Raw genomic sequence first — 17,566 nt, forward strand, 5'->3', positions numbered from 1 at the left:
GGGTCGCACCACCGCACGAATGCTCAGTGTGGCGGTCGGTTCCTGCGCGATAAGCCCCGCGCCCGCGCCGCCTCGGGAGAACCCACCGTGTCGCACCCACCTGCCCCCGTGCCCGCCGCGCATCCGGTTCTCCGCCGGACCTGCGCCCTGCTGACGGCCGCGACCGTGACGGTCGGAGGGCTCGCCCTCGCCCCGTCGGTCGCCACCGCCGCCGTATCGGCCGATTCGCCCATCGTGATCTCCGAGGTCTACGGCGGCGGCGGCAACAGCGGAGCCGCGTTCAACCGCGACTTCATCGAACTCGCCAACACCGGTGACGAGACCGTCGATCTGAGCGGGTACAGCGTCCAGTACGCCTCCGCCACCGGCGGCTCGTGGCAGGTGACGAAGCTCGGCGACGTCGACCTGCCCGCCGGCGAGAACCTGCTGATCGGCGAGGCACCGGGCAGCAACACCTCCCTCCCCGGCTTCGACGCCGATGTCGAGGGGACCATCTCGATGAGCGGCAGCGGAGCCAAGGTCGCCCTCGTCGCGAACGACACGGCGCTCACGGGCAGCACCGGCATCGCCACTCTCGACCAGGTCGTCGACCTCGTCGGGTGGGGAACGACGGCCACGGCCTTCGCCGGTTCGGCGCCCGCACCCGGGACCGCGAACGCGACGAGCGTCTCGCGCGACGACGAGAACTCGAACACCGCCGACAACGCAGCGGACTTCACGGCCGGCGCTCCCACCCCCACCGGCCTCGGCGCCGATGTCGACCCCGACCCCGAGCCCGAGCCGCAGGCGGCGACGATCGCAGAGATCCAGGGCACGACGGATGCCTCGCCCGTGGCCGGCCGCACCGTCACCACGACCGGGGTCGTCACGGCCCACTACCCCTCCGGCGGATACAACGGCTACGTCATCCAGACGGCCGGCACCGGCGGCGCGCTGGACCTCGCCGCACACACGGCCTCCGACGCCGTCTTCGTCTACGCGCCCGGAGCGACCGGCGAGGTCGCCCTCGGCGACACCGTGACGGTCACCGGCGTCGTCTCGGAGTTCAACGGCCTCACCGAGCTCACCGTCAAGGCGGGAGCCGCGAAGGTCGTCGCCGATGCCGAGGCGCCGACCCCCGCCCCCGTCGAATGGCCGAAGACGGTCGCACAGCGCGAGTCGCTCGAGTCGATGCTGGTCGCTCCCCAGGGCGAGTTCACCGTCAGCGACACCTACAGCACCAACCGTTTCGGCGAGGTGGGCCTCGCGGCCGGCTCGGAGCCGCTGCGGCAGCCGACCGACGCGGCGCGTCCCGGCTCGGACGCCGCCGCCGCGGTCGCCGCGGACAATGCGGCTCGCGGTGTGCGTCTCGATGACGGTGCCGGACTCGACTACACGTCGGCCGCGAACCAGGCGCTGACGCCCGCGTACGTCTCCCTCACCGAGCCGATCACGGTCGGCGCGGGGGTCACCTTCACGGAACCGCTCATCGTCGACTACCGCAATGACTCGTGGAAGCTGAACCCGACTCAGCCGCTCGTCGGCGACGGCACGGGCACTGATGAGGTCGTTTTCGAGAACGTCCGCACCGACGCACCCGCCGAGGTGGGCGGAGACCTCTCGATCGCCTCGTTCAACGTCCTCAACTACTTCACGACGCTCGGGACCGACACCGCGAGCTGCGAGGCCTACACCGACCGTTTCGGCGACGGTGTGACCGTCCGAGACGGCTGCGCCCAGCGCGGAGCGTGGGATGCCGCCGACCTCGCACGCCAGCAGGCGAAGCTCGTCGAGGCCATCACCTCCGTGGACGCCGGCGTCGTCGGACTCATGGAGATCGAGAACTCGGCCGCGCTCGGCGAGAAGACCGATGAGGCCACGGCGACCCTCGTCGCCGCGCTCAACGCCAGGGCAGGCGCCGACACGTGGGCGTTCGTGCCCTCGTCGACAGACCTGCCCCCGGCATCCGAGCAGGACGTCATCACGAACGCGATCATCTACCAGCCCGCGCGGGTCTCCCCCGTCGGCGCGTCCCGCGCCCTCGGCGACCAGAGCGCGGACGGCGAGGCCTTCGGCAACGCGCGCGAGCCCATCGCCCAGGTGTTCGAGCCCGCCGCTGGCGGCGACCCGTTCCTGTTCGTCGTGAACCACTTCAAGTCGAAGGGCTCCGCCGGCCCGTGGCCGGGCGACGCCGACACCGGCGACGGGCAGGGTTCGTCGAACGAGTCGCGGGTCCGTCAGGCGACCGCCCTCCGCGACTGGGTCGCGAAGATCCAGGGCGATGTCGACGCCGTCGCCCTCGCAGGCGACTTCAACTCCTACAGCCAGGAGGACCCGCTCGAGGTTCTGTACGACGCCGGCTACGCGGATGCCGAGCAGGCGTTCGACGTCGACTCGTCGTCCTACAGCTTCTCGGGGCTGTCCGGTTCGCTCGACCACATCCTCCTGAACAAGCCGGCTCTCGCCCGCTCCACGGATGCCGACATCTGGAACATCAACTCGGGCGAGTCCATCGCGCTGGAGTACAGCCGGTTCCGCACGCACGGCACGGAGTTCTACTCCGCGGACCCGTACCGCTCAAGCGACCACGACCCCGTGATCGTCGGGATGAAGTCGAAGGCCGCTCCCGTCCAGCTGACCCTTCTCGGCATCAACGACTTCCACGGGCGCATCGACGGCAACACCGTCGCGTTCGCGGGAACCGTCGAGGAGCTGCGCAAGGCGGCATCCGGTCCGACCCTGTTCCTGTCCGCAGGTGACAACATCGGTGCGTCGCTGTTCGCCTCATCGGTGGCGAAGGACCAGCCGACCATCGACGTCTTGAACGCCATGGGCCTGCAGGCGAGCGCCGTCGGCAACCACGAGTTCGACCGCGGATTCGACGACCTGTCGGGCCGCGTGTCCGACGCGTTCGACGCACCGCAGCTCGGGGCCAACGTCTACCAGAAGGGCACGACGACCCCCGCGCTGGACGAATACACGCTGCTCGAGGCCGACGGCCTCACGGTCGGTGTCATCGGCGCAGTCACCGAGGAGACCCCGACGCTCGTGACGCCGACCGGCATCGAGTCCGTCGACTTCGGCGATCCGGTCGAGGCGGTCAACCGCGTCGCCGGTCGGCTGAGCGACGGCGACGAGTCCAACGGTGAGGCCGACGTCATCGTCGCGATGTACCACGAGGGGGCCGGCGCGGGCACGCCCGACGGCGCGACCCTCGACGAGGAGGTCGCCGCCGGCGGCGCCTTCGGTGCGATCATCACCGACACGTCCGCCGACGTCGATGCGATCTTCACCGGCCACACGCACAAGGAGTACGCGTGGTCGGCGCCGATCCCCGGCACGGACCGCACCCGTCCGGTCGTCCAGACCGGCTCGTACGGCGCCAAGATCGGCGAGATCACGCTGACAGTGGATGCCGCCACGGGTGAGGTCTCGGCGCACACCGAGCGCAACGTCGCCCGCACGACGACGCCCGCTGCGGACCTCGTCGCCGCGTACCCGCGCGTCGCGGAGGTCGACCGCATCACGAAGGCGGCCCTCGCCAACGCGGCGGCCGTCGGCAACACCGAGGTCGGCCAGGTCGCCGGCGACATCACGACGGCCTTCAGCGGCGGATCGTACGTCGACGGCGTCTACACCGGGGGTTCGCGCGACAACCGCGCCGCCGAGTCGACGCTCGGCAACACCGTCGCGAACATGCTGCGCGACAGCCTCGCCGACCTGCCGAACGGCGCTGTGATCGGCGTGACGAACCCGGGCGGCCTCCGGGCGGATCTGTTCGATACGCAGGCCGAGTTCGGTGCCGGCGCGGTGCCGGGCCTCGCGGACGGGTCGATCTCGTTCAGCCAGGCCAACGCGGTGCTGCCGTTCAACAACACGCTGGCCCTCGTGACCCTGACGGGTGAGGAGTTCACCCAGATGCTCGAGCAGCAGTGGCAGCGGGATGCGGCGGGCAACGTCCCGCAGCGGCCGTACCTGCAGCTGGGACTCTCGGACAACGTGTCGTACACCTACGACCCGGCGCTCCCCGAGGGGCAGCGCATCACCTCGGTGACGGTCGACGGCAAGGCGATCGACCCGGCCGGGACCTACCGCATCGGCACGTTCTCGTTCCTGGCGGCCGGCGGCGACAACTTCCGCGCCTTCACGGAGGGTGACGACTACGTCGACACGGGCCTCCTCGACTACGAGGCGTGGGTGGACTACCTCGCCGACGGCTCCCCCGTGGCCCCGTCTTTCGCCAAGCACGGCGTGCAGGTGTCGGGCGTTCCCGAGACCGTCGCCGCGGGTGACACGGTGACCTTCCAGGTGGCGGGCATGGACCTGACCAGCAAGGGCGCGCCGGCCAACACCGAGGTGACGGTACGCCTTGGCGAGGAGGTGCTCGGCACTGCGCCGGTGACCGGTGGCGCGGCATCCGTCAGTGTCACGCTGCCGGCGGGAACCCCCGCGGGCACGGCGCAGCTCACCGTCACGGCGGCGCCCAGCGGCACGGTCGTCCAGGTGCCCGTCACGGTCGAGGAGGCGGCTGAGCCCGCGGCGACGACGCGTACGTCGCTCCTCGCGCTCCCGCCGGTGCACATCAACCGGATCCTGCCGTCGACCCTCGTCGCCATCGTCCTGCAGGACGGTGGGCGCGCGGAGGGCGTCGTCGAGTTCCGGGAAGGCGACCGCGTCATCGCGACCTCGGAGGTCCGCCGAGGCGTCGCGACGACCACCCTCGGACGGCTCTCGAAGGGCACGCACACGTACACCGCGACGTTCGTGCCCGACGACCCGAAGGTCGCTGCGGAATCGGTGAGCAACCGGGCGACGGTGCGCGTTCTGTTCTGACGCCGCCATCGGCGGAACGGGGGCGGGTCTTCGGATCCGCCCCCGTTCCGCGTTTGCGCGGTCGCTGCTTCGTAGGCTGGAGGCATGACGCCTCAGGTGGTGTTCGTCCACGGCATCCGGACCTCCGCGACGATGTGGCGCGCGCAGGTCGAGCACCTGACCGCGGCGGGCATCGGCGCGCACGCCCTCGACCTGCCCGGGCACGGCACCCGCATGAGCGAGACCTTCACGCTGGACGGGGCGTTCGAGACGATCGACGCCGCGGTGACGGATGCCGCGGCTCGCGGCCCCGTGCTCCTGGTCGCCCACTCGATGGGTGGGCTCGTCTCCATCGAGTACATGGGCCGCGAGGATCGTCCCCCGGTCGAGGCGTTCATCGCGGCCGGGTGCACGTCGATCCCGCGCGGCGCGGGCCTCACGATGTACCGGACGCTGGCGCGGGGATTCGATCGTCTCCCCCGGCGTGGTCAGCCGCTCACCGACATGGTGTTGGATCGCACGCTCCCGCCCGAGACACGCGCCGACTTCGCGGCGGGCGGGTACGCGTACGACGCGCAGGACACCGCGCTCCGGAGCCTGTCGGTCCTCGATCTCGTGTCCGCGCTGAAACGCATCTCGGTGCCGATGTGGTTCGTCAACGGGCAGTGGGACCAACTTCGTCTGAACGAGCGGCTCTTCACCGCTCTGAAGCCCGAGGCCGAGCTCATCGTCGTGCCCCGGACATCCCATCTGGTCACCGCCATGCGGCCTCGGGTGTTCAATGCGGTCATCGACCTCGCCCTCGCGACGATGGCGCAGGAGCGGCCGACTTCGGGATGAGCCTCCCACCTGATAAGATCTGTTTTTGGCTTGCGTGTGGGTTCCTCCCTCACACGACCGCTGAGCGACAGCCCTCTTCTGTCGCCGGCACATCCACCTGTACCTCGAACGAAAGATACGTCGAACGTGGCGAACATCAAGTCGCAGATCAAGCGCAACAAGACCAACGAGAAGGCCCGCGAGCGGAACAAGGCCGTCAAGAGCGAGCTGCGGACCGTCGTCCGTCAGACCCGCGCGGCCATCACCGCCGGCGACAAGGCCGCTGCCGAGAAGGCTCTGGTGAAGGCGACCAAGAAGCTCGACAAGGCCGTCAGCAAGGGCGTCATCCACGAGAACCAGGCGGCGAACCGCAAGTCCTCGATCGCGAAGCAGGTCGCCGCTCTCTGAGCCGCGAACACTTCGCTCCGACGAAGGCCCGTCCCGCGAGGGACGGGCCTTCGTCGTTTGCGGGCGCCTCAGGCGCCGTACGGGGCTCGCGTGGCGACGACCGTGACGAGACGCTCGACCGCGAACACGGCGTCGCGGGACGCGCCTTTGACCTCGGCATCCGCTCGGGCGGCGGCCTGGATCGCGATCCCGAGCGAGGACTCGGTCCAGCCCGCGAGGTCGCGACGGGCACGGTCGACCTGCCAGTCCTTCATGCCGATGCGGGCGGCGAGGGCGCCGGAGGGTTCGCGCGTGCCCGCGACGCGCGCCATGGTACGGAGCTTCGACGCGATCGCGGCGACCATCGGCACGGGGTCCGCGCCCGAGGCCAGGGCGTGGCGGAGGGTGACGAGGGCGTCGCCGTAGCGTCCGGCGATGGCGGTGTCGGCGACGGCGAACGCGGTCGTCTCGACGCGGCCGCCGTAGTAACGGGTGACGACCTGCTCGGTGATGTCGCCCTCGACGTCGGAGATGAGCTGCTGGCACGCGGCCGCGAGCTCGGTGAGGTCGTCGGCGAAGGCCGAGACGAGGGCGCGGAGCGCGGGAGGCGCGATCCGGCGCTTGGCGGCCTGGAACTCCCCCGCCGCGAAATCGAACCGGTCGGAGTCGCGCTTAACCGCGGGGCAGGCGATCTCGATGCCGCCGCCGGTGCCGGAGCGGATCGCATCGAGGAGCTTCTTGCCGCGGACGCTCGCGCCGGTGTGGCGGAGCACGATGGTCGCGCCCTCCTGGGGCGACTCGAGGTAGCGGATCGCCTCGGCGAGGAACGCGTCGGAGCACTTCTCGACACCCGACACACGTACAAGGCGCGGCTCGCCGAAGAGCGAGGGCGACGACACCGCGAAGAGCGTGCCCGGCGCGTAGTCGTCGGCGCGGATGTCGGTGACTTCGAGGCTCGGATCCTCGGCGCGCAGGTATTCACGGATGCCGGCGGTCGCCCGCTCGGCGCAGATCTCCTCCTGCCCAGAGATCAGGACGACGGGCGCGGGCTGCGGTGCGCGCCAGGAGATCTGCGGGATCGCCGACTTCGCCGTCTTCGCGGCAGGACGACGGGGGCTCGGCATGGGTCCAGCCTACCGAGGGCCGTCGACGTCGGCCCGCCGTTCAGCGGGCAGCAACCGCGTCGCACCCCACACTGCCGCGCCCGCCGTCAGCAGCATCACGAAGAGCCCGAGGCTCGTGAGGACGAGCGCTGCGAGCCCGCGGCTGGGAAGGAGGAACCCGTAGGGCACCCAGCCGTCGGTCTGCCCGCGGACGAGGACGACGAGCAGCCACGCGATCGGGTAGGGCAGGACGAGCCACAGGTCCCGCCACGGCAGCGGTGTCCGGTCGCGGACGACCGCCCAGTCGAGCACGGCGTAGAGCGGCAGTGCGATGTGCAGGACGGCGCTCACCCACGGCGGCGCCGAGCCCGTGCCGGGCACGAATCCGTTGTAGACGACGCCCACGACGATGAGACAGGCCACCGCGACCCCGCGCGCGAGGGTCAGCCATCCTGGGACCGCCCGGTTGCCGATGAGAAGGATGCCGGTGGCGCCGAACACGAGCGCGCTCCACATCGCGGTCTGGTTCGTGAAGTACCCGAAGAAGTCGAACGGATTGGCACTCCCCCGCTGCGCGGAACGGGCGTAGGTCCACCCCAGGACGCTGACAACGCAGACGGCCACGCCGAGTCGCATGCCGCCGATGGCTGCGACGAGGCGAGGCGGGTGGGCGGGAGGCATCCGGTCAGCCTACGAAAGACCCGTCCTGACGGGATATCTCCCACGGAGGATCTATCCACCGTCGCCGCGCGACCAGTATCATGGCGCGACACGCACGAGGGGGACCGCACATGAAGGACGCCGGCGAGATGAGCCGCTTTCGCCATTTCTTCGCGGACACCTGGTGGCGCATCGCCTGGTTCGTCGGCGCCGTGCTCTGGTGCGCGGCGGTGAACGCGCTCCTTATGACGAGGCAGGCGGATCAGACGTGGTGGGGTCCCGTATCTGTGATCCCGATCCTCGCTTTCGCCGCGGATGCGCTTCGGCGCGACTACCTCCTGCGCCGCACGCACCCGCAGTGACTCCTGCGTGGTCGAGAGAGCTGACCGACGACGGGTGCTGTCTCAACCGCCCTGCTCACGCGACCGCCAGAGCCGGATTCCCGCACTGTCGCGCCACAGCATGACGTCACCCGACGTGTCGGTGCGGGCGATGATCGCCTTTTCCTCCCGGAGGAGCTCGAGGATCTCCTCTCGCGGGTGGCCGTAGGTGTTCTCTCCGACGGTCACGAGGGCGACGGCCGCGTCGAGCTCTTCGTAGAGGCTGTGATCCTGATCGGCGCTGCCGTGGTGCGCGACTTTGACCACCGAATAGGTGCGGTCGATCGCACGCGACGCCATCAGCGAGCGCTGCGACTGCGCGGACAGATCGCCCAGGAAGATCGCGTCGGGGACGCGGCATCCGGTCACATCGATGACGACGCTCGCGTCGTTCCCGGCGGAGTAGACCGGGTCGCGCGGCTTAGGCCACAGGGCACGCCAGCGGCACTCCCCCAGGACGCCGCTCTGACCGGCGGACACCCCTAGCGCACGCGCACCGGCCCCCGTGAAGCGCGCCAGCGTCGCGGCCGCCTCGGCGTCAGGGACCGGCCCGTGGAGCACGACGTCCGCACGACCGACCAGAGCCTCCGCCCCACCGCGGTGGTCGATGTCGAAGTGGGTGAAGACCAGGATGTCGACCCGGTCGATGGCGAATCGGTCGAGGCACGCGCTGAGCGGCGCGGGGTCCGGGCCCGTGTCGATGAGCATGATCGCGTCGCCGGAACGGACGAGGACGGCGTCGCCCTGGCCGACGTCGCACGCGACGATCGCCCACGCGTCCGGGGCACGGGTGCGGTCGATGAGGGTCCGGAACGGCCCCGCCCCCAGCACGACGACGACGATCGCGACGAGCGCCCACCCCGCCCACCGCCGCAACCGATGCCGACGCGCCACGACCACGATGCCGATCGCGGCTCCTGTCGCGGCGAGGGCGATGAGACCCGGCATCCCTTCCAGCCATCCGATGGATGCCCCGGGCAGCCGCGCGGACACGTCCGCCGTTCCCGCGATCCAGGCGGCGGGCAGCCACGCGATCGCCGCGAGCCCCTGCGCGAGGACGGGAAATGGCAGCGCGAGGCATGCCAGCAGCCCGAGGACGGTCGCGGCGGGCGCCGCGGGTCCTGCGAGCAGGTTCGCGAGCACGCCGACGAGAGGCACGGTCGGCTCGATCAGCACGAGCAGCGGGCCGCAGGCGAGCTGGGCCGCGAGCGGCACGGAGAGGGCGAGCGCGAGGGGCGCCGGCATCCATCGCGACATCCCGTCGGCGAGCGGCCCGGCGAACAGGAGCAGCGACCCGGTCGCGACGGCCGACAAAGCGAAGCCGAGCGATGCCGCCAGCCACGGGTCGAGCAGGAGCAGCACGCACGCCGACGCGGACAGGATCGACATCCCCGCACCGATGCGCCCCAGCAGCACTCCGAGCATCGCGATCGCCGCCATCGCTCCCGCGCGCACGACGCTGGGTTCGGGCGAGACGAGCACGATGAACGCGACGAGCGTCGCGAGGCCCGCCGTAACCCGGATGCCACGGCGCGCCCCGCAGAGAGCTGCGATACCGAAGGCGATCCCGACGACGAGCGCGCAGTTCGCCCCCGAGACGGCTGTCAGATGCGACAGCGACGACGCCTTCATCTGCTGGTCGAGATCCTCGCTGACCGCTGACGTGTCGCCGACGGCGAGCCCCGGCACGAGCCCCGCACCGGGGTCAGGCAGGCCGTCGACCGCCGCCACCAGGCCTGTCCGCAGCGCGGCCGCGACGGCGAGGAGTCCCGTCGGCGGGTGCGTGAGCTCGATCGTCGACGCCTCGACGACGAGGACTTTCCGGTCCCCGGCATCCGCTCGGAACGCGGTCCCCGTCACGACCGCACGCGCCCCCAGGTCGAGCCCGGCGGGTCGCTCCTGCACGCGGACGAGGACAGGCGCCGAGACGGGAGTCGTGTCGGGGCCGATCGTGACGGACCGGGTGATGGCGTCGAAGCGGAACCCGGTGGCGGACCGTTCGACCTTTCCGACGACATCGACCTCGAACGTCGCACTGCGACCCCCGGTGATCGGCAGGTCTGCGACGGCCTCCCGCGCAGGCTGAGCGAGCGCAACGTGGGATGCCGCGCCCCCGGCGACAGCGAAGGCCACCGCGATCAGTGCCGCCGTCGTCGGCCGGGACCCTCGCGCCGCGATCGCCAGAGCAAGGACGGCAACCACCCACAGTGCGACAGCGAGAGCGGTTGCATGCTCGGGGAAGACGATCGCGGCGCCTGCACCGGCCCACGCCACGAGAGCGACCGGCAGCAACCGAAGGTCTCGTCGCCGCGCGGTCCGACCACTCACACCGTCACCAGGTCGCGGAGGGATTCGAGCATCTTCTCCCCGATCCCCGGCACCGCCATGAGGTCGTCGACGCTCGTGAACCGGCCGTTCTCCTCGCGCCAGTCGAGGATCCGCTGCGCGATCGACGGTCCGATGCGCGGCAACGTGTCGAGGGCAGCGACGTCGGCGGTGTTCAAATTCACGCGACCATCGCCTTCGGGTGCGGCGGAAGCACCGGCATCCGTCCCCTCTTCACCCTCTCCGGGGATGAGGAGCTGCTCACCGTCGCTCACCGGACGCGCAAGGTTCACGCCGTCGCGAGACGCCTTCTCAGAGAACCCCCCGGCGGCGGCGACGGCGTCCACGACGCGCGCACCCTGGTCGAGGCGATACAGACCGGGCTCTCGCACCTGACCCGAGACGTGGACGTACACCGACGCCGGCGCCACCGTCTCGGAGACGACCTCGGGCACCGTCTCGACGGCTGATTCCGCGCCCGTCCGGACGATCCCGATCGCAATCGTCACGGCGGCGACGACGACCACGAGGACGACGGCGGCACCGATCCCCAGCCGACGTCGAGACGTTGGCACCGCCTGCGCACCCATGGCACGATCATTCCGGCGCCGGGCCGCCCCTCGCCGCGCGGCGAGAGGGCGGTGGACGAACCGCGGTCAGGGGGCCACGGTGGAGAAGACGCTCAGGCGACGGTGAAGCTGACGACCTTCGGCGCGCGTACGACGGCGCGGGTGATCTCCTTGCCGCCGATGGCGCGACGCACCTTCTCGTCGGCCCGGGCGAGCTTCTCGAGCTCGTCGCCCGAGATCTTCGCCGGAACGGTGAGCGTGCCGCGCACCTTGCCGTTGACCTGCACGACGGCCGTCACCGACTCCTCGACGAGGAGCGTGGGGTCGGCCTGACGCCACGGCACGACGCCGACGAACGGCTCGTAGCCGAGGATCTCCCACATCTCCTCCGCGGTGTGCGGAGCGAAGAGGTCGAGGATCATCGCGACGGCCTCCGCGGCCTCGCGGACGGCGGGGTCGGCGGCGCCGGCTCCCGAGTCGATCGCCTTGCGCGTCGCGTTGACGAGCTCCATGAGGCGTGCGACGACGACGTTGAACTTCGACTGCTCGACGAGCCCGACGACATCGGCCCACAGGCGGTGGGTCACGCGGCGGAGCGCGGTGTCCCCCTCGGCCCAGACCACGTCCGACGGGCTCGCGACGTCGGTGGCGACGCGCATCGCACGGGCGATGAACTTCTGAGCGCCGGTGGTCGACACGTCCTCCCAGTTGATGTCGTCCTCGACGGGTCCGGCGAACGCGATCGCCACGCGGACGGCATCCGCACCCGGGTCGTCCATGCTCGACGCGAACTCGACGAGGTTGCCCTTCGACTTCGACATCTTCGAGCCGTCGAGCAGCACCATGCCCTGGTTGATCAGGCTTGTGAACGGCTCGGTGAAGTCGACGAGGCCCATGTCGAACAGGACCTTCGTGATGAACCGGGCGTAGAGCAGGTGGAGGATCGCGTGCTCGACGCCGCCGATGTACGAGTCGACCGGTGCCCACTTGGATGCCTCGGCCGTCGGGAACGGCTCCGTCGCCCCGTTCGGGGCCAGGAAGCGCAGGAAGTACCACGAGCTGTCGACGAACGTGTCCATCGTGTCGGCGTCGCGGAGAGCCGGCTCGCCGGTCTCGGGGTCGACCGTCGACATCCACTCCGTGGCGCCGCCCAGCGGCGACGTGCCCTTGGGCTTCAGGTCGAGACCCTTGGCGTCGGGGAGAATGACGGGCAGCTGCTCGTCGGGAACGGGGACGATCCGCCCGTCCTCGGTGTGGATCATCGGGATCGGTGTGCCCCAGAAGCGCTGGCGCGAAATCAGCCAGTCGCGCAGGCGATAGGTCTTCGCGGCGCGGCCAGTCCCCGCCGACGTGAGCTCCTCGATCGCGCGGGCGATCGCGTTGCGCTTGGACAGGCCGTTGAGCGACCCGGAGTTGATGAGGCGTCCGTCGCCCGTCAGGGCGGTGCCCGTGCGGGCGGGGTCGATCGACTCGAGGTCATCGCCGATCGGCACACCGTCCTCGTCGAGCTCGATGACCGGGATCGCGCCGGTGACCGGAGCGGTCGTGTCGACGACGACCTTGACGGGCAGGTCGAACGCGCGGGCGAAGTCGAGGTCGCGCTGGTCGTGCGCGGGGACGGCCATGACGGCGCCGTGGCCGTAATCGGCCAGGACGTAGTCCGCCGCCCAGATCGGCAGACGCTCACCGTTGATCGGGTTGATCGCGAAACGGTCGAGGAAGACACCGGTCTTGGGGCGATCGGCGGTCTGACGCTCGATCTCGCTCGTCTTCTGCACTGTGTCGAGGTAGTTCCGGAAGCGCTGCTGAACCTCGGGCGAGGCGCCCTCGACGAGCTCCGCGGCGAGGTCCGAGTCAGGCGCGACGACCATGAAGGTCGCGCCGTGGAGGGTGTCGGGACGGGTGGAGAAGACGGTGATCTTCTCAGCACGACCCTCGATCTCGAAGTCGATGTCGGCGCCGATGGAGCGGCCGATCCAGTTGCGCTGCATCTGCAGCACCTTGTGGGGCCAGAAGCCCTCGAGCTGGTTCAGGTCGTCGAGCAGACGGTCGGCGTACTCGGTGATCTTGAAGTACCACTGCGTCAGCTTCTTCTTGACGACCTCGTACCCGCACCGCTCGCAGTGACCGTCGACGACCTGCTCGTTCGCGAGCACGGTCTGGTCATTCGGGCACCAGTTGACGGCGCTCTGCTTGCGGTAGGCGAGCCCGCGCTCGAACAGACGCTGGAACAGCCACTGGTTCCAGCGGTAGTACTCGGGGTCGCTCGTGTGGAGCACACGGCTCCAGTCGTACGACGACCCGAACGCACGGAAGCTGACCTTGTGCTGGTCGATGTTGTTGTAGGTCCACTCGCGCGGGTCCGAGCCCGCGCCGCCCTTGATCGCGGCGTTCTCGGCGGGCAGGCCGAAGGAGTCCCAGCCGATCGGGTTCAGCACGTTGTAGCCGCGGTGGCGCCAGAAGCGCGCGACGGCGTCGACGTAGGCGTAGTTCTCGGCGTGGCCCATGTGAAGGTCGCCCGAGGGGTAGGGGAACATTCCGAGCACGTACTTGCGCGGGCGCGTGTCCTCGTCGCCGCCGGCCTTGAACGGGTCGGACTCCGCCCACCGGGCCTGCCACTTGGCCTGGATGGCGCGCGAGTCGAAACCGGTCTGCTCGGGAGTCGATGCGTCGGAGGAGGTGCTGGAGGACACGGTGAACCAATCGTGCAAAGTCGGGAGGGCGCGCGAAAGCGCCTTTTCAGCCTAGCGGACCAGGACTTTCACCATCCCGGTGGCAGTTCCGCCCCCAGCGCGCGAAGCGGCGCTCGGGCTTTGATCCCCACCTCCGCGACCTCGTCGGCCGCGATCGAGCCCCACGTGATACCGCCGCCGGCACCGACGTAGGCCCCGCCCGGATGGATCACGATCGAGCGGATCACCATGGCGAGGTCGAGCCCCCCATCGGAACCGATCCACCCGAAGCACCCCGCGAAGACGCCGCGCGGCGCGCCCTCCAGCCGGTGGAGGATCTGCATCGCCGACAGCTTCGGCGCTCCCGTCATGCTGCCGGCCGGGAAGGCGGCATTCCACAGGTCGCCGACCGTCGTCCCCGGACGCACCCGCCCCGCCACCGTGCTCACGAGCTGGTGCACCGCGGGGTAGGACTCGACCTCGAGCAGTCGCTCCGCCGCGACCGTCCCCGTCTGGCACACGCGCTGCAGGTCGTTGCGCATGAGGTCGACGATCATGACGTTCTCGGCCTGCTCCTTCTCACTCCCCCGCAGCTGGGCGGCGAGAGCCGCATCCTCGACGACGTCGACGGAACGCGGTCGCGTGCCCTTGATGGGGCGCGTGCGGACGATCCCCTCCGAGACCGAGAGGAACTGCTCGGGTGACGCACTGACGAGCGCCCACCCGCCGCTGCGGATGAATCCGCCGTGGTGCGCCGGCGTCGCGGCTCTCAGCCGCAGGTACGTGTCGACCGGGTCGACGGATGCCTCCGTCTCGAACCGCGTGGTGAGGCACAGCTGGTACGCACGCCCCTCCCTGATCTCTTCGCGACACCGTTCGATGAGGGCGATGTACCCCGCAGGATCGTGCCGGGCGACGACCTCGACCACGGGCGGTTCCGCGGGGCTCGGGGCCTCTCCCGTCGCGATAGCCCGAGCGACCGACGCGGCCAGCCCGTCGAGGACGTCCTCCGCACCGAAGGCGACCATCCGCCGTGCAGCGTGATCGAACCCCAGCATCCGATCGACGCGGAGCCAGACCTCTGCGGGCCCGACGTCGTCCACGGCAGGCGCGCCGGCGCGGCGGGCCGCCGCGTCGTACCCCGACCAGCCGACCCAGCCGCCACGGAAGGGTCCCGCAGCGGCATCCGTCCCACCGGAGAGGCGGACCTCACGAGGAGGCGACGAGGGGATGCCGGTGCCCACCCAGCTCCACCCGTCGGCGGCGTCGGGCCCGGCATCCAACCAGAAGGCGTCCCCGGCATCGCCGACGACCGTCGCGAAGGCGATCGCGGGATCGAGCCAGCCGTCGAGTGCGCGGGAGGCGAGGTCGCTGGACACCCCCTCAGGGTAGACGGCGGATAATCTGAGGTCGTGAACGAGATCCTCGACTGGCTGCTCGGTACCGTCCAGGCGGTCGACCCGGTCGTGCGCGTCATCGTCGCCGGACTCGCGATGATGCTCGAGACGAGCGTCCTCGTCGGGCTCATCGTCCCCGGCGACACGATCGTCATCGTCGCCGGCACGGCCGTCGACAACCTCGCCGAGGGCACCTGGCTCGTCCTGGCCATCCTCATCGGATCGCTGATCGGCGAGAGCATCGGATTCGCGCTCGGACGCTGGCTGGGACCGCGCATCCGGTTCTCGCGCGTCGGGAAGCTGATCGGCGAACGCAACTGGATGCGCGCGGAGCTCTATCTGCGTCGACGCGGCGGGCCCGCCATCTTCCTGTCGCGCTTCCTCCCGGTCCTCCACTCCCTCGTCCCGCTCACCGTGGGGATGAGCGGATTCGCGTACCGCAGGTTCCTCGCGTGGACCGTGCCCGCGTGCACGGTCTGGTCGGTCGCGTACGTCTCCGTCGCCGCAGCCGCCGCCGAGGGGTACCGCGAACTCTCCGACAGCCTCCACTACGCGGGCTACCTCTTCGTCGCCGTCATCGCGGCGTTCGTCCTGCTCGTCTACATCGCGAAGCGCGTCATCAGCGCCCGGGAGGCACGCCACCTCGAGCTCGACGATGCGCCGGAGGCTCGGGCCGACGACGTGAAAGACTGAATCGATGTCCTCCTCCCCCCGCGACGCCAAGGTGCTCTGGCTGGCACGCCTCGAATACCGGTTCCACGCCTGGCGCGAGAAGCGCGCCCGCACGAACGGCCGCCGGCCCACGGTCGCCGCGTTCCCCGGGTACGGCAGCACGCAGTGGGTGCGCGTCCTCGGCCGGGTGCTGATCCCCCCGAAGGCTAAGCGCCGAGAGCGGGGCGACTACGCCGGTGTGCGCGGATGGCGGAGTTTCGCCGCCGTGCCGATCGCCCACGCGCGGGTCACCGTGATGATCGACGGGGTGAGCCACGAGGTCGCCGCCGATCGCGGTGGGGTCGTCGACGCCGTGCTCCCGGCCACGCTCGCAGCGGGCTGGCAGACGATCACGATGAGCGTGGAGGATGCCGACCCGGTCGACGCCCGCGTGTTCATCGTCGGAGACGACATCCGGTTCGGGGTGATCTCGGACGTGGACGACACCGTCATGGTCACCGCCCTCCCCCGGCCCTTCGTAGCGGCGTGGAACTCCTTCGTCCTCAACGAGCACGCCCGCCAGCCGGTCCCCGGCATGGCCGTCCTGCTCGAGCGGCTCGTTCGTGAGAACCCCGGGTCGCCCATCCTGTATCTCTCGACAGGTGCGTGGAACGTCGCGCCGACCCTGGTGCGATTCCAGCGGCGGCACCTGTTCCCCCTCGGCGCGATGCTCCTGACGGACTGGGGTCCGACGCACGACCGGTGGTTCCGCAGCGGCAAGGAGCACAAGCACGAGAACCTGCGCCGCCTGGCGGATGAGTTCCCCGACATCGACTGGTTGCTCATCGGCGACGACGGTCAGCACGATGACGAGATCTACACGCAATTCACGATCGAGCATCCCGAGCAGGTCGCCGGTGTCGCGATCCGGCGACTGACTCCCGCCGAGGCGGTCCTCGCGGGCGGTCGGACGGCCGTGGACGACCACAGCGCCGCGGGCGTGCCCTGGGTCACCGGCGACGACGGCGCGGAACTGCTCGAGCGACTGACCGACGTCGACATCGTCCGCGATGTCCCCACCTCCTCCTAGGCTGACAGCCATGTGCGGTCGCTTCGTCGTTGCCAACGTCGCCTCGGAACTGGTCGGCGTTCTCCGCGTCGACGTCGAGAGCGACGACCTCCCCGCTCCGTCGTACAACATCGCCCCGACCTCGCGGGTGGGTATCGTCCTCGACTCGGCCAAGACCGACCCGCCCACACGGCGGCTGGAGCCGGCGCGCTGGGGCCTCGTCCCCTCGTGGGCGAAGGACGTGAAGGTCGGCGCGCGGGCGTTCAACGCGCGTTCGGAGGAGCTCGAGGACAAGCCGATGTTCCGGCAGGCCCTCATCAAGCGCCGCGCGATCGTGCCTGCCACCGGGTACTACGAGTGGCAGACGACCGACGAGGGCAAGACGCCGTACTTCATCCATCCCGCCGACGGGTCCCCGCTGCTGTTCGCGGGACTCTACGAGTGGTGGAAGGACCCGGCGAAGGCCGAGGACGACCCCACGCGCTGGGTGCTGTCCTTCACGATCATCACGCGCGACGCCGTCGCGCCGCTCGGGTCGATCCATGACCGGATGCCGTTGTTCCTCGACGCCGACTTCGCCGACGCGTGGCTCGACACCGAGGTGGACAACGTCGGCGACCTCCTCGACGCCGCCGTCGACGCAGCCCCCCAGGTCGTCGCCGGCCTCACCGACCACGTCGTCTCCAGTGCCGTCGGCAACGTCCGCAACGACTCCCCCGAACTCATCCAGCCCCTCTGACCGG

Annotated in this window: 13 protein-coding genes; 7 read left to right on the forward strand and 6 right to left on the reverse strand. The window is 70.4% G+C overall.

Annotated features, from left to right (window positions below; translation table 11 throughout):
- Positions 1 to 108 precede the first annotated feature (108 nt).
- The 3 genes from Q9S78_RS12410 (at position 109) to rpsT (ending at position 6,018) form a co-directional block, all read left to right on the forward strand.
- Entirely contained in the window at positions 109 to 4,812 is a 4,704-nt protein-coding gene (locus tag Q9S78_RS12410; protein WP_311870713.1) for an ExeM/NucH family extracellular endonuclease, read from the forward strand.
- 84 nt (positions 4,813 to 4,896) lie between these two features.
- Positions 4,897 to 5,631 (forward strand): alpha/beta fold hydrolase, encoded by a 735-nt coding sequence (locus Q9S78_RS12415; protein WP_311870479.1) that lies wholly within the window; start codon positions 4,897 to 4,899, stop codon positions 5,629 to 5,631.
- A 126-nt stretch (positions 5,632 to 5,757) separates the two neighbouring features.
- Positions 5,758 to 6,018 (forward strand): 30S ribosomal protein S20, encoded by a 261-nt coding sequence (gene rpsT, locus Q9S78_RS12420; RefSeq protein ID WP_018186614.1) that lies wholly within the window; start codon positions 5,758 to 5,760, stop codon positions 6,016 to 6,018.
- Between the two features lie 68 nt (positions 6,019 to 6,086).
- Here rpsT and holA read toward each other — a convergent pair whose 3' ends face one another.
- A complete protein-coding gene (gene holA, locus Q9S78_RS12425; RefSeq protein ID WP_311870481.1) occupies positions 6,087 to 7,121 on the reverse strand; it encodes a DNA polymerase III subunit delta in 1,035 nt (344 codons plus the stop codon).
- Positions 7,122 to 7,130: 9 nt separating this feature from the next.
- On the reverse strand, positions 7,131 to 7,781 hold the full coding sequence (locus tag Q9S78_RS12430) for a Pr6Pr family membrane protein (RefSeq protein ID WP_311870483.1): 651 nt from the start codon (positions 7,779 to 7,781) through the stop codon (positions 7,131 to 7,133).
- Positions 7,782 to 7,891: 110 nt separating this feature from the next.
- Here Q9S78_RS12430 and Q9S78_RS12435 point away from each other — a divergent pair, with 110 nt between their 5' ends.
- Complete coding sequence (locus tag Q9S78_RS12435) at positions 7,892 to 8,122, forward strand: hypothetical protein (RefSeq protein ID WP_311870485.1); 231 nt, start codon at positions 7,892 to 7,894, stop codon at positions 8,120 to 8,122.
- A gap of 42 nt (positions 8,123 to 8,164) precedes the next feature.
- Here Q9S78_RS12435 and Q9S78_RS12440 read toward each other — a convergent pair whose 3' ends face one another.
- The 4 genes from Q9S78_RS12440 to Q9S78_RS12455 form a co-directional block, all read right to left on the reverse strand.
- Positions 8,165 to 10,432 carry a ComEC/Rec2 family competence protein gene (locus Q9S78_RS12440; RefSeq protein ID WP_311870487.1) on the reverse strand — a complete coding sequence of 756 codons (2,268 nt, stop codon included), beginning with the start codon at positions 10,430 to 10,432 and terminating at the stop codon, positions 8,165 to 8,167.
- Between the two features lie 32 nt (positions 10,433 to 10,464).
- On the reverse strand, positions 10,465 to 11,055 hold the full coding sequence (locus tag Q9S78_RS12445; protein WP_311856501.1) for a ComEA family DNA-binding protein: 591 nt from the start codon (positions 11,053 to 11,055) through the stop codon (positions 10,465 to 10,467).
- Positions 11,056 to 11,147: 92 nt separating this feature from the next.
- Positions 11,148 to 13,727: a leucine--tRNA ligase gene (leuS, locus tag Q9S78_RS12450; RefSeq protein ID WP_311870489.1), complete on the reverse strand. Its 2,580-nt coding sequence runs from the start codon at positions 13,725 to 13,727 to the stop codon at positions 11,148 to 11,150.
- Positions 13,728 to 13,795: 68 nt separating this feature from the next.
- Positions 13,796 to 15,085 (reverse strand): anthranilate synthase component I family protein, encoded by a 1,290-nt coding sequence (locus Q9S78_RS12455; protein ID WP_311870491.1) that lies wholly within the window; start codon positions 15,083 to 15,085, stop codon positions 13,796 to 13,798.
- A 33-nt stretch (positions 15,086 to 15,118) separates the two neighbouring features.
- Between Q9S78_RS12455 and Q9S78_RS12460 the strand changes: the two genes are divergently transcribed.
- The 3 genes from Q9S78_RS12460 to Q9S78_RS12470 are packed head-to-tail and all read left to right on the forward strand — an operon-like array spanning position 15,119 to position 17,562.
- Positions 15,119 to 15,796, forward strand: coding sequence for a DedA family protein (locus Q9S78_RS12460; RefSeq protein WP_020097442.1), 678 nt, complete (start codon positions 15,119 to 15,121; stop codon positions 15,794 to 15,796).
- Positions 15,797 to 15,800: 4 nt separating this feature from the next.
- A complete protein-coding gene (locus Q9S78_RS12465; RefSeq protein WP_311870495.1) occupies positions 15,801 to 16,844 on the forward strand; it encodes an App1 family protein phosphatidate phosphatase in 1,044 nt (347 codons plus the stop codon).
- A 10-nt stretch (positions 16,845 to 16,854) separates the two neighbouring features.
- Positions 16,855 to 17,562, forward strand: coding sequence for an SOS response-associated peptidase (locus Q9S78_RS12470; protein ID WP_018186605.1), 708 nt, complete (start codon positions 16,855 to 16,857; stop codon positions 17,560 to 17,562).
- The last annotated feature ends 4 nt before the right edge of the window (positions 17,563 to 17,566 follow it).

Source organism: Microbacterium aquilitoris (genome assembly GCF_031932285.1).
Classification (GTDB): domain Bacteria; phylum Actinomycetota; class Actinomycetes; order Actinomycetales; family Microbacteriaceae; genus Microbacterium; species Microbacterium aquilitoris.